The organism is Mesorhizobium sp. M1006 (assembly GCF_040318825.1).
Lineage (GTDB): Bacteria > Pseudomonadota > Alphaproteobacteria > Rhizobiales > Rhizobiaceae > Mesorhizobium.
Genome location: NZ_JAMYMZ010000005.1, coordinates 230427 through 251576, shown reverse-complemented (window position 1 = coordinate 251576; position 21150 = coordinate 230427). Strand labels below are relative to the sequence as shown.

Genomic DNA, 21150 nt, shown 5'->3' with positions numbered 1-21150 from the left:
AACACACACGTTTCCCCCATCCAAAGGGTCCAACACACGGGCGATCCCCTGACATATGAAACCAAAAATTATTGGACGCGTACAAACCGCGCCAGCCCCCGCCCGCCGGCTTGTTCCGCGCGGGGGGGCGGATGCCTCGGATACAGAGAGTGGCCGCGTTCAACTCAAAGTCGATCGACGGATGCTGTAAAACCGGTGACCGCGATACTTTCGATTTCACGACCGCGACCGGCGCCGGGAAGCTTCTCCAATTGATCCAATTGGCGCAACGCGTCCATGATGGCATCGAAGCTGACCGGTTCGGTTGCGCCCGGCGGCATGCGCAGCGCCGGCACCGATTCCACTGCACAGGCATCCGATGCCCATGACGAAAGGATTGCACGCTTCTCCTGGAAGTCCAGCGTCACGTCGGTCAGCACGTTCTCAGGTCGCTCGAAATGCCGTGCCGGATGGAGCAACCGGTCAAGAAAAACATCAGGGCCCTCGGGCCCGATTGGGGGAAAACTCGTCGAAATGGCTCCTTCCATCGATAGTCCTCCGCTTTGAATAGTCTCCTCTGTTGACGTCGTCTGTGGTGGCTGTCGCGATTTCCACCAGCTGAAAATTTTGGAGAGTTTCGACCAAATTTCAATGGCCCCGCAACGCCACATCCTCGCAGTTCCGCCCGCCATCAACATTTTTTCGAACCGGTGAAACAATCGGCGTGAATGTCAGTTCTTGCGCCTGGGACAAGTCGCGCGGCAGCGCCAGGGCGGTCGGGCGGGAGAACCAATCATTTCTTACATTTCCAGGAAGCGACTGTGCATTGGCTTGGTCGCAGGAATTTTGATGCTCTCGGCTGGCGGCTTTGCTCCGGTTTCAGCACAGGAAATCCCGAATGACTTCGGCGCAATCCTGCGTCAGAAGCTGCCGGCCGTGGTCGCGAGCCCGGGCAAGATTACCGGTTTCGCGCTCTATTATCGAGGCCGACCAGCAAATGGCCGCGAGAATGCCTGGCTGATGAGGGACACATGCTGGAACTCGAAAGCCTGGCGATCGATATCAATCTCGCGTGTCGCCGCCGTAGGGCGTGGCACGCATTGAAGGGCGTTCCACGAAGGAGCTATACCATTGTGCCAGTCGTGGCCTTCCCTGCAGGAAGTCGGGCAGTCCGCGGAATTCCAGCCAGCTTAGACAAGTGGCGAGCGCGATGTGGCCGACATGGAGCGGCGCGTCGAATTCGACCTCGCTTTCCACGAAGTCATAGGATTCGATAAGCTTCATCGTCATGCCTGCACCCAAGGCGGGGTAACGCAGATGTTCAGGGCGGCGCTCGTTTTCCCACCGAATGGAAATGCCTGCGTCGCACATGCCGCCGGCAAGCGCCTGGAGGCGCAAGGCGGACCATTTGGCCCGCCCTGTTTCGGGGATGAGCCGACGACTGCTTTCGAGGTTGTCGAGATAGTCGCAGATTACGCCCGAATCGAAGAGAGCATAGCCGTCGTCGACAACGAGAACGGGCACTTTGCCAAGCGGATTGATCGCAAACACATCATCGTTGCGATTGATGGGGCTCGTCTCCTGATGAATGACGCGCAGACGTCCGGCAAGGCCCGACTCGTGGGCAAAGACCAGAACCTTGCGCGCGTAGGGGGAGTGGGTCTGGTAGATGAGTTTCATGGACCCGTTCTGCGCTGGGTCTGGCGGGCATATCGAGCAGTCCGCGGCCCAGCCGCTCTTCCGTTCAATGATCCCGGGTCCGGTGCCATCGTCATGCGTCCTTCTCCAGTTCGGCCTCGGTCACGATGATCAGCACCCGGCTCGATTCGTCGAGCGCAAGCTCCTGCGACAGGCCGTAAGCCGTGACGGCGGTGGCGAGGCCGGCGAGGCCGGCGGCACCCGATGGGGTTGTGTCTGGACCGTTTGCCTCACGAAGCCGGCTCTTCGCGTCGGCAAGTGCCGCTTCGGACACGGTTATGACCCGAGCGTTGCCTTGGCGCAGTACGTCGAGCGCCGATGCTGCTGCTTCGCCACAGGCGAGCATGTCTGCCGACGTCTTGAGATCGCCGGATATCCGAACTGAGCGTGCTTGCGACAGCGCGGCCGCGACGCAGGCTGCGGCCTCTGGTTCTACCACGACGATCATGGCCGGAGGCATCAGCCAGTCCTTCAGCCCAGTCGTCAGGGCGGCGGCAAGTCCACCGACACCGGCCTGCACGAAAAGGTGGGTTGGCCTCAGATGGCCAATCTCGTCGACTTGGCGACGGATTTCCGCGGCAATCACGCCATAGCCAGCGACGACATCAGCGACCGCTGGATCATCCGGGTCGCTCGAGGTATCGGCCACCAGAATGCCTTCCCCGGCGCGGGCTGCCGCAGAGGCCCGATCGACGGCATCGTCATAGGTGCCGTCGACCCACACGATTTCGGCGCCTTGGGACTCGATACGCCGCACCCGGGCCGCAGGAACGCCCGTATGGAGGTATATCCTTGCCCTCCCGCCGGCAAACTTCGCCGCCGCGGCGACGGCAAGTCCGTGATTGCCGGCGCTGGCCGTGATTAGCGCCGGCAGCGGCGTCTGGGCCCGCTCTGGATCGAGCAGTTCATCGATATCCATCCCGGTAGCGCGAGCGAGAGCGCACAGACCGGCATAGGTGCCGCCGAGGGACTTGAAGCTGCCCAGGGCACGGTGGCCCTCGTTCTTGGCAAGCACCTGGGTCACATCCAGGCTCGCAGCCAGGTTTGGCAGGTCGAGCAGCGGTGTCGGTGCATAAAACGGCGACAGGCGCTGTAACAGCGCCGCAATGAGATCAGGGCCAAGGCCCGGCTGTGTGTCTGTGGTCATGAGGCGAAATTCTATTCCGGAAACGATGGCGCTTGGCGCCTATTGTCGTTGCCCAGCTGCCTGATTTCGTCATAGATGCCTGTCCAAATGACGAAAACCGCCGCCCTCGATCGCTTCGACCATGTGCTGCTGTCGCTGGTTCAGCGCGACAACCAGATCCCGGCGCGGCGTCTCGCCGAGCAGGTCGGGCTTTCCCAGAGTGCGGTCCTGCGCCGCCTGCGCCGGCTGCGGAAGGATGGCGTGATCGCGGCGGATATTGCCGTCGTTCGTCCGGCGGCCGTGGGCCTGCCGCTAACCATCCATGTGCTCGTTTCCCTGGAACGGGAGAGCGCTGTCGAGTTGGACGCCTTCATCGGCAAGCTCCGCGGGCGCTCGGAGGTTCGTCAGGCCTGGTATGTCACCGGTGAAGCCGATTTCGTGCTCCTCCTGCAATTGCCGGGGATGGAGGCGTACGATGTCTTCGCGCGGGAAATCTTCCACGCCAATTCGAACGTGAGGGCGTTCCGCACCATCGTGACAATGCGGGAAGTGGTTGGCGCAGCCGATGCGCAGCCACTATCCACTGCCTGAGTTGCGGCGTGCCCCCGGCAAGCTGACTGCCCTGCTTGACCCGGAATTCTAGTCAAGGGCGCGAAACCCGATTGAAGTTCGATACACGCATCCGGTATCTGCTCACCCGCCGCACCGAGCTAATCGCTGCCGCCAAGATGCTTCGCGAATGTCTGCCCCTGGCGCAAATTACTTCCACTCGTGCGTAGAAGAATATCCATGTATGAAACGGGGGGGTGCCGCTCGCTCCCGTATACTGATCGTCCAACGGCGGCATGAATTTCGGAAGGGATATGAGAGCCAACACTTCAGGATCTCCCGGTGATGAGGCGCACTCTACCCGCAGCAGAATCAAAGAGGTCGCGGCCGAGTTCTATGTCCTGCGCGGCCACGATGGTTTCAGCTTCGGCGATATAGCGACGGCAATCGGCACGACGCGCGCCAACATCCATCATCACTTCGGCAACAAGCGTCAGCTGATGGAGGAATTGATCGCGGACTTCGCCGCCAACGCCGAGGCCCGCATCAAGCGCTTCTGGACGACCCCCGATATCCGGTTCTTCGACCGTCTCGATATGCAGCTCGAGGATCTGCGCCGCTTCTACGAACGTTTCAACGCTGTGAAGGGAGCCCGCAATATGTGGAGCCCGCTTTCGCGCCTTCGCCACGACCTCCCGGTTCTCGGAGAACCAGCGGAACGTGCCCTGGAGCGCGTCAACCGGGTCTATGATCAGAGCCTGCGTCATGCGGTGGACCAGGCGGTGAAGGACGGAGAGCTTTCCTCCCACACACTCAGGAACGAACTCGTGCACATGCTGCGCATTACCCTTCTGTCCTGTCCACCGATGACGCAGGACACCGGAAGCTTCGACGAGGTCGCCAGGACCTTCGCAGCGCTCGCTGCGATCATCCGCGCCGCTTGGCAGGATGCGGGAAAGGGCTCGGATCGAGGCTAGACATCGGGTGGATCAAAGCGAAGGTGAGTTGACAGCCTTTGGCTTTCACATTACTTACTTGCAGGTAAGTCAGCCCATGATGGCGACGAGGCGCGTATTAGGGAGGATCACGTGCTGCGCGATGATGCATTCACCCGTTTCGAGGTCAGCCCCTTCACTGGTGCACTCGGTGCAGAAATTCGCGGGATCGATCTGGCGAGCGCGAGCGAGGATGCCTTCCAGGACGTTCGCCGCGCGCTCTACAAATATCATGCGCTCGCCGTGCGCGATCAGGAGCTTGACGCCGCTGGCGTCCACAAGGTCGCCCGCCGGTTCGGACCATTTAGCGGCAATCCGGTGCACACGCCGATCGACGGTTTTGACGATATCGTGCGCTTCGTGCGCGAGCCGGACGACACGGGCAAAGTGATCGGCGAGGACTGGCACATGGACCTCGCCTGGCTACCGAAGCCACCGGGCATTACGATTCTCTACGGTGAGGAGGTGCCGCCGGTTGGCGGCGACACCTGCTTCTCCAGCCTCGAGAAGGCATATGACTCGCTTTCGCCGCGGCTGGTCGAGATCCTGCAAGGCCTGACGGGCGTCCATAGCGGCCGCGGGGTCTTCGCCATCAACGCGGCCCACAGCCGGCTCGGCGTCAAGGCCGATGTCCAGACGATCGAGAATGCCGTCGTCGAGCATCCTGTGATCTGTCGCCACCCCGAGACTGGCCGGCGCTATGTCTTCGTCAGCAGCGTGATGACCAATTTCAAGGGCATGACGGAGGAAGAAAGCAAGCCGATGATCGACTTCCTGATGGCGCGGGCTGTCCGGCCCGAGTTCAACTGCAGGCTGCGTTGGGAACCGAAGACGCTCGGTATGTGGAACAATCCCCATGTCCTGCACACCGCCATCAACGATTATCCCGGATATCGCCGGGTAATGTACAGAACAACGGTGGAGGGCACCGTTCCACTTGCCGCCAGGGACGGCTGACACGCAACCGCTCAGGGAGGAGCAATGGCATTTGGTTCCGAGGCGTCCGTCGGCCATAGGGGGGAAGGGGCGGCGGAAGCGGCTGGCGAGACCAAGAGGCGGCGCTTCGCGTTTTCGCCTGCCTACCTCTATGCGACGCCCGTGCACCTCCTGGTGCTTGGGATCATCGTGCTCCCCGCGATCTTCGTCCTGTGGCTGAGTTTCGAAGCCTCGTCATTCGGCCAATCGGCAACCTTCGTTGGCTTCGATAACTATATCCGCGTCCTCACTGATCCCTATTTTTGGGGTTCGGTCTGGAACACGGTCCTTGTCGTCGCCGTGGCGGTTCATATCGAACTGCTGCTCGGCCTTGGCCTGGCCCTGCTTTTCGCCTCCGGGCTTCCCCTCCAGCGCGTCATGCTCGTCGTGGTGCTCGCTCCCTACGCCATCAGCGAGGTGACGGCGGTCGCAATGTGGCGCTTCCTGTTCGATCCAGACGTCGGCCCGATCACGCTGATGCTGCGATACACCGGTCTGCCGACGCTCGACTGGACGTTCATCCCTTCTCACGGCCTCATCCTCGTCGGCCTGCTCACGATTTGGCTGCACCTGCCATTCACATTCATCATCCTCTATGCGGCACGGCTCGCGGTTCCGAAGGAGCTCTATGAGGCTGGGCGCACCGACGGAGCCAATGCGTTCCAGCTCTTCCGCAACATCACGCTGCCGCTTCTGGCGCCAGCGATGCTGATCGCGCTGCTCTTCCGCTACATCTTCGCCTTCCGTCTCTTTTCCGAGGTCTGGCTCCTGACCCAGGGCGGCCCGGCACGCACGACCGAGGTCGTTTCCGTTTATCTTTATCAGGAAGGCTTCCGCTACAACTCGTTCGGCACGGCGGCCGCGACGGCATGGATGATGGTCGTCATCTCGCTGCTGCTTGCGACTGGCTATGTCTGGCGGCTGCGCAAGGAATCCATGGCCAATGCGTTCTAGGCGTCTCGCCATCGGTGCCGGAAAGACGCTCGCCGTTGCGGCAATCGTCGTCTGGTCACTGTTTCCGATCGGCTTCATCGTGCTCTCGTCGTTCAAACCCGGTCGCGAGATTTTCGCGGTTCCACCGGAGCTCTTCTTCGAACCGACCTTCGAGCACTACGCCTCGCTGTGGCAGCGCTGGCCGGCCTTTTTCGACGGGCTCGTCAACAGCCTGGTCATCACCACCGGGGCGACGGCGCTTGCCGTGATGGCAAGTCTGCTCGCCGGTTTTGCCTACTCGCGCTATCGAGGCGTCCGTTTCCTGGAGGGATCGGTGATGTTTCTGATCGGATCGCGGCTGATCCCGCCGATCGTCGTGACGCTGCCACTGTTCCCGGTCGTCAATCGGCTCGGGCTCAACGACACCCATCTGGTGCTGATCCTGCTCTACGCGACCTTCTTCGTCTCGCTTGGCACGCTCCTGATGCGCACGTTCATCGACCAGGTACCGCGCGAACTCGACGAGGCGGCCGTCCTCGACGGCGCGCGGCCGCTGACGATCCTTGTGAAGATCATCTTGCCGCTCGTAGCGCCCGGCATGCTCGCCGTCGCCGTCTTCGTGGTCGTCTTCGCGTGGAATGAGTTTCTGTTCGCCTATATCTTCACCGCCAACCACGCCAAGACCGCGCCTCTGGTCCTTTCGGAGATGATCAGTTCGATCGATGGCGTCGACTGGGGCGTCCTCTTTGCTGCCTCTACCGTCCAATTGCTGCCGGTTCTCGTCTTCGTGGTCCTGATGAACCGGTTTCTCGTCGCCGGATTGACCGCCGGCGCGACCAAGGGGTGACGACGTCACCGAGAAAGGGAGGAAGACAATGCCTTTGCACATGACACGCAGAGCCCTGCTGACGACGGCGATGGCCGCCGGCGCGACGGGTGCCTTGGGTCGGTTGGCCCATGCCCAGGTAAAGACGCTGAATGTGCTTTGCCATCGCGTCCACCAAGCCAACCTGACGACCGGCGCCGCCGGCAATGTCATCAAGCCCTGGGAGGACAAGAACAATGCCCAGATATCCTGGACCACGCTTGACAGCAATCCGCTCCAGGACCGGCTATTCCGGGAGGCGAGCCTGAGCGAGACCGATTTCAACATCGGCTATGTCATCGACAACCGCATGACGTCGCAGATCGCCTCGCTATTCGAGCCGCTAGACGATCTCCGGGAAGCCGAGCCGATCGAGGATTTCGACGATATCGCCGAGGGCCTGCGCCAGTCGATGACCGTCGGCGGCAAGCTCGTCGGCGTTCCGGTGCGCCATGCCACGCAGGGGCTTTTCTACAACGAGGAGCTGCTTCAGGAGGCCGGCATTTCGGCGGCGCCGGATACGCTGGAGGAGCTGGTCGAGCAGGCGAAGAAGCTGACCTTCACCTCCAGGTCCGGCACGCCCGTCGTCGGCATGATCCTTGCGAGTGACCTCGCCGTCTTCCCGGTCATGTTCGCCCGCGCCTTCGGCGGCGATTTCATCGACAAGCAGTTCAAGGTGGTCCCCGATCCGGAGGCGATGGAAAAAGGCCTGTCCGTGCTTGCCGACCTCTTCAAGGCCGGCGCGCTCCCCCGCAGCTATGCCACAACGCGCAACGACGACATGGTGACGTGGATGCAGCAGCGGCGCGCGGCCTTCGCGGTGCTGCCTTTCGCCCGCTACGCGCAGCTCAACAACAAGGAACAGTCGACCGCACCGGGAAAGATCAAGGCGATCGAGTTCCCCGGCTCCAAAACCCTCGGCAGCGGTCACGAAATGCATCCGGTCGTCGAATCCTGGGCGATGGCCATTCCCGCCAATTCGACGGACAAGAAGCTCTCCTGGAGCTACATCCGCTTCGTAGCGAGCAAGGCCGCCACACTCGACATGGCGCGCAACGGCAATGGCCCCGTCCGAACCTCGACCTATGCCGAGCCGTCGTTCGCCGCGTCGCTGCCGCAGGCGAAGGTGGAGGCTGCCGCGCTCGCCAAAGCGCGACCGGCCTTCCCGGCTTTTCCCGAAGCCGCTCGCGCTCAGTCGACGTTTCTCGAGGAGGTTCAACTCGCTGTCCTCGGTCGCAAGAGCCCGAAGGAAGCGGTCGCCGCCATTATCGACCGCGTCAAACCGCTGATGCCAGCGTAATCATATGAACCGACGTTCATATCGCCTCGCACATACCGAATGGGAACGCCGGCCGAAATCGCTGCGGCGGTGGCGTTCCTCGCGAGTGATGAAGCTTCGTTCGTCACAGGCCAAACCCTGATCGCCGACGGAGGGCTCTCGATACTGGACTTCACTTCGCTTTCTCTTCTCGACCAGCGCGGTTCGGTGCTGTTCTCAGGCATGGTCGGCGACACTCCGTAGGCAGGTCTGAACCAGGCCGAAGCCGACCGCCGATCTTTCCGATCGAATATCCGATGATCTGGTAGCAGGAGCGCGCTGCCGCCTTTGCCATACTCACCGGAGTACCAGTTCGGGTTTCGCTGCTGCGGCTGAACGAACGGAGCCTACCCCGGACCTTCGCGCGCCGATTTTCTACTAGCTTCCCGCGAGCGACAACCCACTGGCGCGCTCGCATAACAGGGCAAGCAATTCGCTGCGCCGCGCTTCTGGCGTGTCGACGGGCAACACGAAACAAAGCGTCTTGTTGATGGCTCCGTTGCCGTCGCGGATGGGCGCGGCCATGCACCAAGTGAAGCGGTCGGCCAGAGCGGCGGTCTCGCTGAAACCTTGCTGGCGCGCCAGAGCGACATCGCCGAAGAACTCGGCTGGCGCAATGACACGGCCGTCTGGAAGCGTGTAGTCGCCAGGCGGAATGAAGTCCCGTATTTCCTGCTCGCTCATATGGCCGAGCAGCAGCCTACCGGACGCCGTCCACGGTATCGGCACCTCGACGCCGACATCGCTTGAAATCCGGAACGGGCCAGGCGAGTCCCGGCAATCAAGGACGACATATTTGGTCCCGCGCAGGCCGCACAGTTGGACGGTCTCGCCCGTCTCCGCGCCTAGTCTGTCCAGGGTTTCGATGATGCGCCGGTAATGGGCATTATGATGTGAGTAGGCCCAGCCGAACAGATGCATCGCCTTTCCGAAATAGACATAGCCTTCCGTCCCGACATTTTCGAGCATTTCGGCTTCCAGCAGGCTGTTGACGATTTCATAAGTGGTTGAACGCGGCGCGCCGATCATCTTGGCGATGTCGCCGACGCGCATCGGCGCGCGGTGCCGCAGAAGGGCCTCCAGTAGCATGATGACGCGGTCGATCCCGCGACGCCGTTCGCCATTGCGCGGCTCGGCGCCGGCTTCCGTTTCAATTAGACCAGTGACGCCATCGCTCATGCAGGCCGCACCCGCGCAAAAATCATTCGGCCCTCGTCTCAAGACGCTTGAAAGATGTCAAGGCTCAGTCTAGCATCCCGTTTGTCCGATATACAGGCCTATTGTCTGAAATATCGGACAATAACGAGCCAGGCGCAGAAAGTCCTGACGAGAAAAACGGGCGGTTTCCGATGCGGCAACCGGCGGGTTCTCTCGTCCCGATCCCGCACGTCCAGGCATAACTTCAGAAGGGAACAATCATGACGAAATCATCGTTTTTCGCGTCCGCCAGTGCCCTTTGCCTCGGCCTCCTCCTCAGCCTCGGCGCCGGTTCGCAGGCCAACGCCGCCGCTAAATGCATCAAGGGCGATCGCAAAGCGCCATATACGATCGGCTGGGCCAATATCTATTCAGTGCCGACCTGGATGAAGCAGACACAGGGCACGATCGAAGCCGAAGTCGAGACTTTGAAGAAGCAAGGCTTGGTCGACAAACTCGTCGTGACCGATGCCCAGGGCGACGCCAACGTCCAGATTCAGCAGATCCAGTCGATGATCGATTCCGATGTCGATGCCATCATCTTGATCGCTGGTTCGTCGACCGCGCCGGCGCGCGTGCTGGCGGACGCCTGCGCCAAAGGCATCGCCATCATCAACTTCGACAGCCTCGTCGATACCGACCAGGTGACCGCCAAGGTCAACACCGATTCCTCACAGTGGGGCGATCAGGCGGCCAAGTTCCTGATCGACGCCATCGGCGGCAAGGGCAAGATCCTCATCCTCAATGGCCCAGCCGGCGTTTCGGTCAGCGACGACCGGCGCAAAGGCGCCGATGCCGAGCTTAAGGCCCATCCCGATGTGAAGGTGCTTGCCGAGACGAACACGCCCTACAATGTCGCGCCCGCCCAGGAGGCCGTCACCAGCCTGCTTTTCGCCAACCCCGAAATCGACGGCATCCTGTCGCTGGGCGGCGCGTTGTCGGCGGGCGCCGTGCTCGCGCTCGACAAGCAGGGCCGCGACCAGGTGCCGATCACCGGCGAGAATGCGCGCCAGTTTCTCGAACTGTGGAAGGAAAAGGGCCTGAAGAGCTGGGCGACGATGCAGCCGAACTGGCTCGGCGCCTTCGCCACCTACACCGCCGTCCAGGCACTGGAGGGCGAGGATGTGCCGGCTTTCGTCAAGATCCCGTTGCCGGTGATCGACAATTCCAACATCGACGAATACCTCGCCCGGGCGAAGGATTTCCCGGCTGACGGTTACATCTATTCGCCGTACGATGAGGATCTATTCAAGAAGCTGCTGGCCCAAAAATAAGCCTGAAGGGTTGTAGCATTGACAACCACGGCTCCGCTTCTCGCCGCGCAGGGGGTGTCGAAGTCCTTTTTCGGCAACCCCGTTCTGCGCAACGTTTCAATCGCTCTCCAGCCCGGCCGCGTGCATGCACTGCTGGGCGAGAACGGCGCAGGTAAGTCGACACTGATCAACCTTTTGTCCGGCGCCTTGCGCCCGGACGGCGGGGCGATCGAGGTCGATGGGCGCCCGGTCTCGCGCATGACCCCCGCTAATGCGCGACAGGCCGGGATCGCCGTTGTCCAGCAGGAACTCAGCCTGACGACCAGCTTGTCCATTGCCGAAAACATCGGGCTCGGTGCCTATCCCAAGCGGTTCGGCTTGATCGACTACAACGAGCTTGCCGTCCGGGCCAGGGCCGCATGCGATCTTGTCGGGCTTTACGAACCGCTGTCTGCGCCGGTGGGGCACCTGTCCCTCGGCCGCCGGCAGATGGTGGAGATCGCCAAGGCGCTTTACCGCCGGCCGCGCGTGCTCATTCTCGACGAACCCACCTCATCGCTATCGGCAACTGAGACAAAAATCCTCACCGACCTGCTGGAGAGGCTTCGGGGCGAGGGCATCGCTATTCTCTACATCTCACACCGACTGAACGAGGTGATGGCGCTGTGCAAGCATGTCACCGTGCTCAAGGACGGGACCTGCACGGCGGACTGCTCGCTGGAAGGAACCGATGCCGCCGGGCTGGTACGGCTGATGGTAGGACGCGACCCCGGCGATCTCTTTCCACGATGGCGGCCTTCGCCATCGCCGGCCGACGCCATCTCGGTTCGTAAATTTTCGGCCGGCCTGATGCGCGACGTCGATCTCGACATCAGGACGGGCGAGGTGCTTGGCATTGGCGGCCTGGTCGGGCAGGGGCAGGAAGATCTGCTGCTTGGCCTCTACGGCGCGATCCCCGCCAGGACGGTATCCGCGACCGTAAACGGTGTTTCGGGTTTGCCCGGCGGCGTGCCGAACGCCAATGCGCTCGGCCTCGCTTATGTCCCGGCTGACCGCAAGCGCGAAGGCCTGCACCTGATCCATCCCATCATCACCAATATGATGCTGCCCGCCTTCGCAAGGCTGCCGGCGCTGAAGCTGCGCAGCCGGCGTGCCGAGCGCGATATGGCAAGGGGTCTCGCCGCCCAGCTTGCCATCAAGGGCGACCTCGACCGCCCGGCACAGGCACTCTCAGGTGGCAACCAGCAGAAGGTCGCGCTGGCGAAATGGATGCCACACGAGCCGCTTGTGCTTCTCCTCAACGACCCGACGCGCGGCGTCGATGTCGAGACCAAGCGTGAGATCTACATGATGCTTCGCAAACTCGCCGCCGCCGGCAAGGCGATCGTGCTGCTCAGTTCCGACACACCCGAACTGGTGCACCTTTGCGACCGCGTCGGCGTGGTCCGCGAAGGCCGCATCGTGGCCATGCTCGAGCGCGAGGCACTGAGCGAGGAAGCCATCGTTTCCGCCGCAATGGGCGCCGAACAGCAGAAAGTTGCGGCATGAGCGCGGTCGCATCCTCAAGCCAAGCCGGCGCGCTCTACTGGCCGGTTCAGCTTCGCCGCAATGTCGGCGTGCGCAGCCTGTTCGCTGTGGTCCTGGCGTTCGTCATTGCTTACGGTTTCCTGTTTCCCGGCCTCTTGACAGCGTCCGGTTTCGCCAAATTCACCCAGAGCTGGTTTCCGCTGGCGCTGGTCGCCATGGCCCAGGCGATCCTCATGCTCACCGGCGGCATAAGCCTGGCCATCGGCGCCATGGTCAGCCTGGGCGCAGTGATCGCTGCGACGACGATGACTGGACCGCTGGGCGTAGCCGGCGGTGCCGCTGCGGTGGCGCTGACCGGTCTCGGCATCGGTGCCGCGATCGGGTTCATCGTCGTGAAACTTCGGTTGCCGGCGATCGTGGTGACGCTGGCTGGCTCCTTCATTATCGGCGGCGCTGCCCTGCTCATCCTGCCGAGGCCAGGGGGCGCCATACCCGAGTGGCTGTCGGACCTGCTTGCCGGCAACACGCCGGCGGCATTCGTGCTGCTGGTACTCATCGTGGTTTTGTGGAAACTCTATCTCGCCACGCCGCTTGGTTTGAGCATCTATGCTGCAGGCGAAAATCCCGTCGGCGCCTACCGCTCCAGCGTGCCGGTCGACGGTGCCCGGATCGCCGCCTACGCGATTAGCGGCCTGCTTTGCACAGGCGCCGGCCTGTTCATCGCCGCGCAAACGGGTTCGGGCGATCCAGTCATCGGCACGGCGTTCACGCTGAATTCCATAGCCGCCGCAGTGCTCGGCGGCATCGGTTTCCTTGGCGGCCAAGGTACCATGCGCGGCGCTCTTGCGGGCAGCCTGCTGCTCAGCCTGATGATCAGTGTCATGTTCTTCCTCGGCTTCACGCCGGTCGCCCAATATGTCGCCCAGGGCCTCATCATCATCGGGGCGGTCGCCATCCCGCAATTCCGCAAGGTGCAGCAATGACAGCACGGAAAGTCAGTGTGAGCGGCAGGCGCGCCGTGACGATTTTGCGCAGCCGGCCCTTCCTTACGATCGCTATGGTTGCGGCGGTATGGATCGCGGCGAGCTTCGCTTCACCTGGCTTCGGCGCTTATGGGCATTTGCGCTATTTGGTTGAATTGGGCGCGGTGGTCGGCCTGGTCGCGGCGGGCCAAACTTTCGTGGTGATTGCCGGCGGAATCGACCTTTCCGTCGCGGCGATCGTCACGGTTAGCGCTGTCAGCCTGCCGCTGCTTTCATGGCAGGCGGATCCGACAGGGCTCACCGCCGTTCTTGCAGTTCTCACGTTGACGAGCGCAATCGGTCTGGTGAACGGGCTGGGCGTGGCGCTGTTGCGCGTTCATCCAATGATCATGACGCTGGCGATGGCGACATTCCTGCAAGGTCTGCTGATCATCATCGCCGGCGGCAGTGCCGTGACCGCCGAGAACCCGCTGGTCCGCTGGCTCGGCAATGCGCGGCCGGTCGGTATTCCGGCAGGCGTGCTTTTGTGGGTGGTCATTTCAGTGATCGTTCTGACCACGATGCATGCGACATCCCTTGGCGCCCGGATATTCGCGATGGGCGCCAATCCGCTCGCCGCGGCGCTGTCCGGGGTTCCCGTCGCCTCGACCACGCTGGCGGTCTACGGCATCAGCGGCTTCTGTGCGGGACTTGCCGGTGTGTTGGTCCTCGGCATGAACGGACAAGGCTATGTCGGTATCGGCGATCCTTATCTGCTCGCCTCGATTGCCGCCGTGGTGCTTGGCGGCACCTCGATCCTCGGCGGGCTTGGCACCTATGCCGGCACCATCCCCGGCGCCATCCTGCTGGTTACGATCACGGCGCTGATCACCGTGGTCAACGCATCGCCTGGCTGGCGCAGTATCCTGTTCGGGTCGCTGATCCTGGGGCTGCTGCTTCTCTCAGGCAGAGAGCAGGCCCGCCGATGACATATCGTCCAGCCGATAAATGCGCCGTGCATTGCCGTAGAACAGTGCCGTCTGCTCGTCCGCGGAAAGCTCTCCTGCAATGGCCTTGAAGCTGTCATACACCGCATCGAACGATGCATGCAGGCCGGCGACCGGAAAGTCGCTGCCGAACATCGCGCGCCGCGTACCGAAACAGTCGATGCAATGCATGACAACCGACCTTAGGCTGTCGAGCGTCCAATCATGATCGTAGGCGACCAGATCCGATATCTTGATGGCGACGTTCTCGCGCTCCGACAAAAGCCGCAGCCCCTCGCGCCACACCCGCATTCCGTCCGCATCGCGATCGATCGGGCTGCCGCAATGGTTGAGAACAAAGAGCTGGTCTGGAAATGCCGCTGCGAGGCGCGCCGCGCCGGTGAGCTGGCGCGGAAACACCATCAGGTCGAAAACCAGCCGGCGGCGCCCAAGCAGGGACAGGCCGGCACGCCAGGCCGGATCGTCCATGATGCCGTCGCGGGCGGCAAAACGACGGGCGGGATCAGGATCCCAGCTCAGTATGTCGCGTACGCCGACGACACGGTCGAATGCCGCCTGCGCCTGGACCAGCGCCGGCGCTTGGCGGTTCGCCAGAGGTACGTGAACGACGTAACGGGCGGCCACGCCGCGCGACTTGTCGAGGGTTTCAAGCCACCGCGTTTCACCCACGCAGTCATCCCCGGCCCAACCGGCTTCAATATGGACGGTGGCGACGACACTGTGCTGGCCGGCGTCGCGCAAATAATCTTCAGGAAGGTAGTTTCGCCGCAAGGGGCCAAGCTCGCCCAGACCGCCGCGTTCGCCAGCCGTGGGCGCGAGCCAGGGATGGCGGCCGAGGCCGAGATCCCACAGGTGATGGTGGGCATCGATGATCGGTCCGCAGTAACGCTTTGGCACGCATCTCTCTCATGGTGTGGCCGGCATCGGAAATCGATCCGGACTTCATCCTGCGAAAGCGAAAGGACTAGCATCGGATGACCGAAAACTCACCCGTACTGTCGCTCGCGACCCGTGAAAATTTCCTGCTCGACGATCGTATCCGCGGCGTTCCGCCTGGCACCCTCGGCCTGGACAGCAGCTTTGTCGCATGTGAGCGCTGGCATCCAGCGCATGGACGTATGTCGTTGCCGGTGTTGACCCTCGACGAGGAGGCCTTCATCGCCAATCGTGACCTGTTCTTGGGGTATGCGCGAGAACAGGGCGCCGTGATCGCCCCGCATGCCAAGACCCCGATGGCGCCGGACCTTGCCCGGTCCCTGGTCGAGGCCGGAGCATGGGGCACGACCGTCGCCGACATAAGGCAGGCCACAGTGATGCTCAGATCCGGGCTCTCTCGGCTGATCATCGCCAACGAGGTCGGCGGACCAGGTGGTGCGAACCGACTTGCTGTCCTTGTCGGCGCCTGGCCAAGCGCCGAGTTCTACGTTTTTGCCGACTCTTTCGACGCCGTGAATGCGCTTGCTGAAGCTTGGCGCGCCAATGCGACGCTGCCGCCATTGCGCGTGCTCGTCGAACTTGGTGCGGGGAGGGCAGGCGCCCGGACCACCGGCGAAGCCGAGGCGATCGCCGACGCGGTTGTAGCTGCCGGAGGGCGGCTGCTGATCGCCGGCGTCGCAGCCTACGAAGGTGCCGCGGCGCAAGCCGATCCTGGCCGTACCGATGAGGCGATATCCGCGCTGTTGGCAATGACAGCCGATATGTTCCTGCGGCTCCGCGCCCGCGTCGGCGGCGACACCCCGCTGATCGCCACCGCCGGCGGCTCGGTGTACTTCGACAAGGTGGTCGCAGCGCTTTCGCCCCTCGTCTCCAGGGACGGCAATGCCACGTTGGTGCTGCGCAGCGGCGCCATCTTCTTTCACGACCATGGCGTCTACGACAGGTCGCTCGGCGCACTCGATGCCCGCGACGGTTTTGCGATCGGCGGCGTCGGTGCTTCCGCACGAAATTCCTTCCATCCGGCTTTACGTCTTTGGGCCGAGGTACTGTCGCGGCCGGAGCCCGGCCTTGCTATCTGCGGTATGGGCATGCGCGACGTGTCGTTCGACCAGGGCTTTCCGAAGGTCGTGACCATCTTTCGTGCCGGCAAGCAGCTGCCGAAAGCGCGTGCCGAGGTCTTCAAGCTCAACGACCAGCACGCCTTCCTGACAATTGCGTCGGGCGACGATATTGCCGTTGGTGACGTCGTTGAATTCGGCATCTCGCACCCCTGCACCTGCCTCGATCGCTATCGCGTGATCTTCGGCGCCGACGCGGCCGGGTATGTCCGCCACGCCTTTCCTACCTATTTCGGCTGAGCAGATATCGCGGCCACTTCCAAAAAAGAGAACCTCGAAAGGATCTGATATGATCAAGTACTTCCAGTCCGGCTCCCGCATGTCTCAGGCGGTCGTCTATGGCGGCCTCGTGCACATCGCAGGCCAGGTGGCAGACGACCGCAAGGCCGGCATCGAGGGTCAGACGAGCGACGTGCTCTCCAAGGTCGAGGCGCTCCTTGTTGAGGCCGGCAGCAGCAAGTCGAGGCTAGTGGCGATCAACATCTTCCTGCCGCAGATCGCCGACTTCGATGCCATGAACAGCATCTACGATGCCTGGGTGGATCCTGCGCGCCTGCCGGCGCGCGCCTGTGTCGAGGCGCGTCTCGCCGATCCCGATCTCCGCATAGAGGTCACTGCGATCGCAGCTATCTGAGCCGCCGCCATGCACACCGGCCTCAGCCATACGCTCGACTTCGACCGGGACGGCAAGACACTCGGCCATCTCAGCATTCCGTTTTCGATCGACCGTTCGCCCTATTTCCAGGTCAAGGTCCCGATCTGCCTTGTCCGCAACGGCGAAGGCCCGTCGGTGCTTCTGATGGCCGGCAATCACGGCGACGAATATGAAGGCGAGCTGTCGTTGGCAAAGCTGGTGCGCCGGCTCGATCCCAAGCAGATCAAGGGTCGCGTCACCATCCTGCCGATGGCGAACGTGCCGGCGGTGATCGCCGCAAAGCGCTGCTCGCCACTCGACGGCGGCAATCTCAACCGCGCCTTTCCGGGCGACCCGTCAGGCACGCCAACAAGCCGGCTTGCCAATTTCCTGGAGATGGAACTGTTTCCCCGCCACGACGTCATCTTCGACATTCATTCTGGCGGCACCTCGATGGAGCATCTGCCGACCGCGCTTGTCGAGCACAATACCGATCCCGACCGGCACCGGCGCGGTGTGGAGCTAATGCGGACGCTCAGCATGCCCTATGGGTTCGTGGCCGACAACGGCCAGGCCTCACCGACCTCCATGGGTGCGGCGCGCCGGGCCGGCGCCATCGGCGTCAGCGGAGAGTTCGGCGGCGGTGGCACTGTCACGGTCGATACGATGGAGATTACCGCCCGCGCACTCGACGCCCTGATGGCCGCCTTGGGAGTGGTTGAGGCGCCGGTTCTTGCACCGGCAACCGGACCTTCGGCGCCGACGCGGCTTCTTTCGTTGTCTCGGCACAGTCAGGGCCTTTATGCCACAAGCCGTGGTTGGTTCGAGCCGGCAGTCAGGCTGGGCGACAGCGTGACTTCAGGCCAACTGGCGGGCTGGTACCACGACCTCGAACGACTCGACCTCGCCGAGCAAGCCCTGCACTTCCTCGAAAGCGGCATTGTGCTTTCGCGCCGGCTGCACACGATGTGCGAGGCGGGAGACTGCCTCATGCAGGTCGCCGAGCCGGTCGACTGATAAGAAGCCCTCCCGACCATACGCCCATATCAGGATCAAGACTGAGGATAACCGGATGCAACTGTCGATGTGGACCTATCCTTGGGATGTCCAGGATCTGGGCTTGGAGATGGTCGAGCGCGATCTTGTCGAGCGTGCCGGGCTCAACATGATCAGTCTGGCGACTTCGTATCACGCTGGCCGGTTTCTGCAGCCGCGCAGCCCGCGCCGGAAAGCCTATTTTCCGGAAGACGGAACCATCTATTTCAAGCCAGATGCGGCACACTGGGCCGACCTAGCCATCCAGCCCAAGGTGGCGAAGGTGATCATGGAAGGCGGCGATGTGCTTGGCGACCTTGTCCGCCGGCGCGAGGTGGGCGGGCTCGGCGTTTCGTGTTGGACGGTCTGCTTGCACAACACCCGGCTCGGCATGCTTCATCCGCAGGCCGTAACCCGCAACGCCTTCGGCGATGCCAACTACTACAATCTCTGCCCATCACATCCGGAAGCGCGCGCTTATGTCCGCGCGCTGATCGCCGATATCTCGCACAGCTACAGGCCGGACCGGATCGAGCTTGAAAGCCCGTCCTTCATGGGCTTCGCCCACGAATACCATCATGAGAAAGACGGTGTCGGGCTGATGCCGGAAGACGATTTTCTGTTGTCGATATGTTTCTGCCCGTCCTGCCTTGCGCGCGCGGCCGAGGCCGGCGTCGACGGCGAAGTAGCGCGCAAGCTCGTCGGGCAATGGATCGTCGAGACCTGCGAGCGCGCCGTGCCCGAACGGCGCTTTCCAGACTTTCCGGGGAGCGGCCTCGACACTTTTTTGCCATGGCCGGAACTCCATGGCTACCTGCTGTGGCGGTTCGAACCGGTGACCAGCCTGGTCGCCGAACTGCGCGAGGTGGCCAATCCGGCGACCCGCGTTGTCATCATCGATTTGAAAGACGGTTGGCTTGGCGGCTGCGATCTCGCGGCGCTCGGCAAGGTCTGTGACGGGGCAATCCTGTGTGCCTACGACATGCAGCCCGGCGATGTCGCCAGCCTGATGGCGGCCGGACGCGCAGCCCTTGGCGTGAAAAAGTTCCTCGGCGCCGGCTACCGGCTGTTCTATCCGGAAATGGCCGGCCCCGACATCCTCACCGCCAAGGTCAAAGCTGCGATGGCGCCGGATGTCGACGGCATCAATTTTTACAATTATGGCCTTGTCCCTGCCGCACGCCTCGATTGGGTGAGTGCCGCAAGATCCGTTTGAAAAACCGATCCGTTGCCGCAGTCTGCTAGGACTGACCTCACTTTGCCTTGGAGCTTTATGAGCATGCCGGCTATTCGCTTCGGTCACATTGGCCGGCGGCGGCCGGACAAGCTGAAAGCATGGCGGTGACGGTCCATGCGGATCGAAGATCATACGCCGACCATATTGCTGCTTATACGCTTCAAAGTATACAAAATTCGATACGGAAAAGCGTATATTGAAATTTATCTGCGCGAGCGTATAATACCATGGCTAGAGAGGTATGCTGTGGACCAAATCGCCCGAACACCCAAGCAAATTGGAGATGCCGTCCGCCGGCAGCGTCGCAAGCTCCGGCTCAACCAGACCAATGTCGGGGACCAAACGATGCTGCGTCAGGCGACCATCTCGGCCGTCGAGAGTGGCGCGCCTGGCACCCAGCTCGGAACGCTTTGCGATATTCTCGCAGCGCTCGACCTCGAATTCGTCGTCCGCCCTCGTACCAAGGCAAAGCCGGCTGAGATCGAGGACATCTTCTGATGGCTCGTCCGCGGCAGCACATCCCGCTAAATGTCTTGTTGAACAGCCGTCTCGTCGGGCGGCTGAATAGACAATCCAGCGGCGCGATCGATTTTCAGTACGATCCGTCCTGGCTTGCTTGGGAGCACGCGCTGCCCGTCTCGCTATCACTGCCTCTGCGTGAAGATCGTTATATCGGTGCGCCCGTCATCGCCGTCTTCGACAATCTCCTGCCCGACAACGTCCCCATTCGCCGCCGTATGGCGGAGCGTGTTCATGCTCAAGGAATAGACGCTTACGACCTGCTTGCCGCTGTCGGGCGCGATTGTGTCGGCGCATTGCAATTCCTGCCGGATGGTGTCGAGCCAGGCCCCGCCGGTATTGTCAACGGCAAACCCGTTGACGATACCGAGATTGCTCGTCTTCTCCTCGATCTGGCATCGGCTCCCCTTGGGCTTGGCGAGGACGAGGACTTCCGGATCTCGATCGCTGGCGCTCAGGAAAAGACTGCGCTCTTGTTCTGGAAAGGACGTTGGTACAAGCCGCTGGCGACGACTGCCACGACGCACATCCTCAAACCACAGATTGGACGGTTGCCAAATGGCATCGATCTTTCCTTCAGCGTCGAGAACGAATTTTTCTGCCTCAAGCTGACAACCGCCCTAGGGCTCCCGAGCGCCGTCGTCGCAATCGAGGAGTTCGAAGGCAATCGCGTGCTCGCGGTCGAGCGGTTCGATCGCCGATGGACCAGTGACAATCGTCTCCTGCGTTTGCCCCAGGAAGACTGCTGCCAGGCCCTTTCTGTGCCGCCGTCACTGAAATACGAATCCGACGGCGGGCCTGGCGTTCCGGCTATCCTCAATTTGATGAAGGGAAGCGACCAACCGGAGGTAGACCAGGCTGCGGTTTTAAAGGCCGTGGTTGCCTTTTGGCTTCTCGGCGCCACAGATGGGCACGCCAAGAATTTTAGCGTCTTTCTTTCCCCCGGCGGCCGGTTCCGCATAACGCCGCTCTATGATGTGATTTCAGCGCAGCCCAGCCTTGATGCGGGACAGATCAAGCGCAACAAAATGAAACTGGCGATGGCTATTGGTGACACACGCCACTACCTCGTCGACAGCGTCATGCCACGCCATTTTATCCAGACCGCCGCCAAAGCAGGGATCGGTCCGAAACCCGTCAAGGCGATCTTTGATGAGCTGCGCCAACAGGCGCTAGCGGCGGTCGAACTGGTTTCTGCATCGCTCCCAAAGGATTTTCCTGCGGAAGTCGCTGATGCCATCGGCAATGGGGTCAGGGCTCGTGTACGCAGACTGGAAGAGGCGTGAT

General features: G+C 62.3%; 21 protein-coding genes and 1 pseudogene. 17 read left to right on the top strand and 5 right to left on the bottom strand.

Going from position 1 to position 21150, the window contains the following annotated elements:
- Nucleotides 1–164 precede the first annotated feature (164 nt).
- From NKH60_RS07255 to NKH60_RS07245, 3 genes are all read right to left on the bottom strand, one after another.
- Nucleotides 165–527 (bottom strand): hypothetical protein, encoded by a 363-nt coding sequence (locus NKH60_RS07255; RefSeq protein ID WP_352503729.1) that lies wholly within the window; start codon nucleotides 525–527, stop codon nucleotides 165–167.
- 514 nt (nucleotides 528–1041) lie between these two features.
- Nucleotides 1042–1659, bottom strand: coding sequence for a glutathione S-transferase family protein (locus tag NKH60_RS07250; protein ID WP_352540710.1), 618 nt, complete (start codon nucleotides 1657–1659; stop codon nucleotides 1042–1044).
- A 91-nt stretch (nucleotides 1660–1750) separates the two neighbouring features.
- Complete coding sequence (locus NKH60_RS07245) at nucleotides 1751–2824, bottom strand: pyridoxal-phosphate dependent enzyme (RefSeq protein WP_352871621.1); 1074 nt, start codon at nucleotides 2822–2824, stop codon at nucleotides 1751–1753.
- 87 nt (nucleotides 2825–2911) lie between these two features.
- On the opposite strand from NKH60_RS07245, the gene NKH60_RS07240 reads away from it, so the two are divergent.
- The 7 genes and pseudogenes from NKH60_RS07240 to NKH60_RS07210 all read left to right on the top strand — a co-directional run.
- Nucleotides 2912–3394 carry an Lrp/AsnC family transcriptional regulator gene (locus NKH60_RS07240; RefSeq protein ID WP_352871619.1) on the top strand — a complete coding sequence of 161 codons (483 nt, stop codon included), beginning with the start codon at nucleotides 2912–2914 and terminating at the stop codon, nucleotides 3392–3394.
- A gap of 272 nt (nucleotides 3395–3666) precedes the next feature.
- Nucleotides 3667–4329, top strand: coding sequence for a TetR/AcrR family transcriptional regulator (locus NKH60_RS07235; protein WP_352683792.1), 663 nt, complete (start codon nucleotides 3667–3669; stop codon nucleotides 4327–4329).
- A 111-nt stretch (nucleotides 4330–4440) separates the two neighbouring features.
- Complete coding sequence (locus tag NKH60_RS07230) at nucleotides 4441–5304, top strand: TauD/TfdA dioxygenase family protein (RefSeq protein WP_352503733.1); 864 nt, start codon at nucleotides 4441–4443, stop codon at nucleotides 5302–5304.
- Between the two features lie 24 nt (nucleotides 5305–5328).
- The gene (locus NKH60_RS07225; RefSeq protein ID WP_084641568.1) at nucleotides 5329–6276 is read left to right on the top strand and encodes a carbohydrate ABC transporter permease; all 948 of its coding nucleotides are present in this window, start codon (nucleotides 5329–5331) and stop codon (nucleotides 6274–6276) included.
- Complete coding sequence (locus NKH60_RS07220) at nucleotides 6266–7102, top strand: carbohydrate ABC transporter permease (RefSeq protein ID WP_352470924.1); 837 nt, start codon at nucleotides 6266–6268, stop codon at nucleotides 7100–7102. Before NKH60_RS07225 ends, NKH60_RS07220 begins: the two co-directional genes overlap by 11 nt.
- A gap of 28 nt (nucleotides 7103–7130) precedes the next feature.
- Nucleotides 7131–8420, top strand: a complete 1290-nt coding sequence (locus NKH60_RS07215) for an ABC transporter substrate-binding protein (protein ID WP_352871616.1) — start codon at nucleotides 7131–7133, stop codon at nucleotides 8418–8420.
- Between the two features lie 36 nt (nucleotides 8421–8456).
- Nucleotides 8457–8642 (top strand): annotated as a pseudogene (locus tag NKH60_RS07210) (SDR family oxidoreductase); the annotation flags it as partial.
- Nucleotides 8643–8816: 174 nt separating this feature from the next.
- On the opposite strand, the gene NKH60_RS07205 reads toward NKH60_RS07210, so the two are convergent.
- The gene (locus tag NKH60_RS07205; RefSeq protein ID WP_352470926.1) at nucleotides 8817–9617 is read right to left on the bottom strand and encodes an IclR family transcriptional regulator; all 801 of its coding nucleotides are present in this window, start codon (nucleotides 9615–9617) and stop codon (nucleotides 8817–8819) included.
- A 239-nt stretch (nucleotides 9618–9856) separates the two neighbouring features.
- Between NKH60_RS07205 and NKH60_RS07200 the strand changes: the two genes are divergently transcribed.
- From NKH60_RS07200 to NKH60_RS07185, 4 genes are read left to right on the top strand one after another with little or no spacing between them, the layout of a single operon-like run.
- Nucleotides 9857–10909, top strand: a complete 1053-nt coding sequence (locus NKH60_RS07200) for an ABC transporter substrate-binding protein (RefSeq protein WP_352470927.1) — start codon at nucleotides 9857–9859, stop codon at nucleotides 10907–10909.
- A gap of 18 nt (nucleotides 10910–10927) precedes the next feature.
- On the top strand, nucleotides 10928–12436 hold the full coding sequence (locus NKH60_RS07195; RefSeq protein ID WP_352614870.1) for a sugar ABC transporter ATP-binding protein: 1509 nt from the start codon (nucleotides 10928–10930) through the stop codon (nucleotides 12434–12436).
- Complete coding sequence (locus NKH60_RS07190) at nucleotides 12433–13398, top strand: ABC transporter permease (RefSeq protein ID WP_352503472.1); 966 nt, start codon at nucleotides 12433–12435, stop codon at nucleotides 13396–13398. Before NKH60_RS07195 ends, NKH60_RS07190 begins: the two co-directional genes overlap by 4 nt.
- Nucleotides 13395–14366: an ABC transporter permease gene (locus NKH60_RS07185; protein WP_352871613.1), complete on the top strand. Its 972-nt coding sequence runs from the start codon at nucleotides 13395–13397 to the stop codon at nucleotides 14364–14366. Before NKH60_RS07190 ends, NKH60_RS07185 begins: the two co-directional genes overlap by 4 nt.
- Here the strand turns inward: NKH60_RS07185 and NKH60_RS07180 are convergent.
- Entirely contained in the window at nucleotides 14340–15281 is a 942-nt protein-coding gene (locus tag NKH60_RS07180) for an amidohydrolase family protein (protein WP_352503470.1), read from the bottom strand. The genes NKH60_RS07185 and NKH60_RS07180 overlap by 27 nt on opposite strands.
- Nucleotides 15282–15358: 77 nt before the next feature.
- On the opposite strand from NKH60_RS07180, the gene NKH60_RS07175 reads away from it, so the two are divergent.
- The 6 genes from NKH60_RS07175 (at nucleotide 15359) to NKH60_RS07150 (ending at nucleotide 21149) form a co-directional block, all read left to right on the top strand.
- Nucleotides 15359–16678 (top strand): type III PLP-dependent enzyme domain-containing protein, encoded by a 1320-nt coding sequence (locus tag NKH60_RS07175; RefSeq protein WP_352470932.1) that lies wholly within the window; start codon nucleotides 15359–15361, stop codon nucleotides 16676–16678.
- Nucleotides 16679–16727: 49 nt separating this feature from the next.
- Nucleotides 16728–17072 (top strand): RidA family protein, encoded by a 345-nt coding sequence (locus tag NKH60_RS07170; protein WP_352470933.1) that lies wholly within the window; start codon nucleotides 16728–16730, stop codon nucleotides 17070–17072.
- A 9-nt stretch (nucleotides 17073–17081) separates the two neighbouring features.
- Nucleotides 17082–18089: a succinylglutamate desuccinylase/aspartoacylase family protein gene (locus NKH60_RS07165; protein WP_352470934.1), complete on the top strand. Its 1008-nt coding sequence runs from the start codon at nucleotides 17082–17084 to the stop codon at nucleotides 18087–18089.
- Nucleotides 18090–18144: 55 nt separating this feature from the next.
- Nucleotides 18145–19323 carry a hypothetical protein gene (locus tag NKH60_RS07160; protein WP_352470935.1) on the top strand — a complete coding sequence of 393 codons (1179 nt, stop codon included), beginning with the start codon at nucleotides 18145–18147 and terminating at the stop codon, nucleotides 19321–19323.
- A gap of 135 nt (nucleotides 19324–19458) precedes the next feature.
- Nucleotides 19459–19842, top strand: coding sequence for a helix-turn-helix domain-containing protein (locus NKH60_RS07155; protein WP_502899609.1), 384 nt, complete (start codon nucleotides 19459–19461; stop codon nucleotides 19840–19842).
- Entirely contained in the window at nucleotides 19842–21149 is a 1308-nt protein-coding gene (locus NKH60_RS07150) for a type II toxin-antitoxin system HipA family toxin (protein ID WP_352871609.1), read from the top strand. The genes NKH60_RS07155 and NKH60_RS07150 overlap by 1 nt, the downstream gene beginning before the upstream one ends.
- Nucleotide 21150: the final 1 nt, after the last annotated feature.

Bases quoted from the DNA above. Each gene is read 5' to 3' on its own strand.
- NKH60_RS07255 (WP_352503729.1), bottom strand. From the start codon at position 527: ATGGAAGGAGCCATTTCGACGAGTTTTCCCCCAATCGGGCCCGAGGGC.
- NKH60_RS07250 (WP_352540710.1), bottom strand. From the start codon at position 1,659: ATGAAACTCATCTACCAGACCCACTCCCCCTACGCGCGCAAGGTTCTG.
- NKH60_RS07245 (WP_352871621.1), bottom strand. From the start codon at position 2,824: ATGACCACAGACACACAGCCGGGCCTTGGCCCTGATCTCATTGCGGCG.
- NKH60_RS07240 (WP_352871619.1), top strand. From the start codon at position 2,912: ATGACGAAAACCGCCGCCCTCGATCGCTTCGACCATGTGCTGCTGTCG.
- NKH60_RS07235 (WP_352683792.1), top strand. From the start codon at position 3,667: ATGAGAGCCAACACTTCAGGATCTCCCGGTGATGAGGCGCACTCTACC.
- NKH60_RS07225 (WP_084641568.1), top strand. From the start codon at position 5,329: ATGGCATTTGGTTCCGAGGCGTCCGTCGGCCATAGGGGGGAAGGGGCG.
- NKH60_RS07220 (WP_352470924.1), top strand. From the start codon at position 6,266: ATGCGTTCTAGGCGTCTCGCCATCGGTGCCGGAAAGACGCTCGCCGTT.
- NKH60_RS07215 (WP_352871616.1), top strand. From the start codon at position 7,131: ATGCCTTTGCACATGACACGCAGAGCCCTGCTGACGACGGCGATGGCC.
- NKH60_RS07205 (WP_352470926.1), bottom strand. From the start codon at position 9,617: ATGAGCGATGGCGTCACTGGTCTAATTGAAACGGAAGCCGGCGCCGAG.
- NKH60_RS07200 (WP_352470927.1), top strand. From the start codon at position 9,857: ATGACGAAATCATCGTTTTTCGCGTCCGCCAGTGCCCTTTGCCTCGGC.
- NKH60_RS07190 (WP_352503472.1), top strand. From the start codon at position 12,433: ATGAGCGCGGTCGCATCCTCAAGCCAAGCCGGCGCGCTCTACTGGCCG.
- NKH60_RS07185 (WP_352871613.1), top strand. From the start codon at position 13,395: ATGACAGCACGGAAAGTCAGTGTGAGCGGCAGGCGCGCCGTGACGATT.
- NKH60_RS07175 (WP_352470932.1), top strand. From the start codon at position 15,359: ATGACCGAAAACTCACCCGTACTGTCGCTCGCGACCCGTGAAAATTTC.
- NKH60_RS07170 (WP_352470933.1), top strand. From the start codon at position 16,728: ATGATCAAGTACTTCCAGTCCGGCTCCCGCATGTCTCAGGCGGTCGTC.
- NKH60_RS07165 (WP_352470934.1), top strand. From the start codon at position 17,082: ATGCACACCGGCCTCAGCCATACGCTCGACTTCGACCGGGACGGCAAG.
- NKH60_RS07160 (WP_352470935.1), top strand. From the start codon at position 18,145: ATGCAACTGTCGATGTGGACCTATCCTTGGGATGTCCAGGATCTGGGC.
- NKH60_RS07155 (WP_502899609.1), top strand. From the start codon at position 19,459: ATGCGGATCGAAGATCATACGCCGACCATATTGCTGCTTATACGCTTC.
- NKH60_RS07150 (WP_352871609.1), top strand. From the start codon at position 19,842: ATGGCTCGTCCGCGGCAGCACATCCCGCTAAATGTCTTGTTGAACAGC.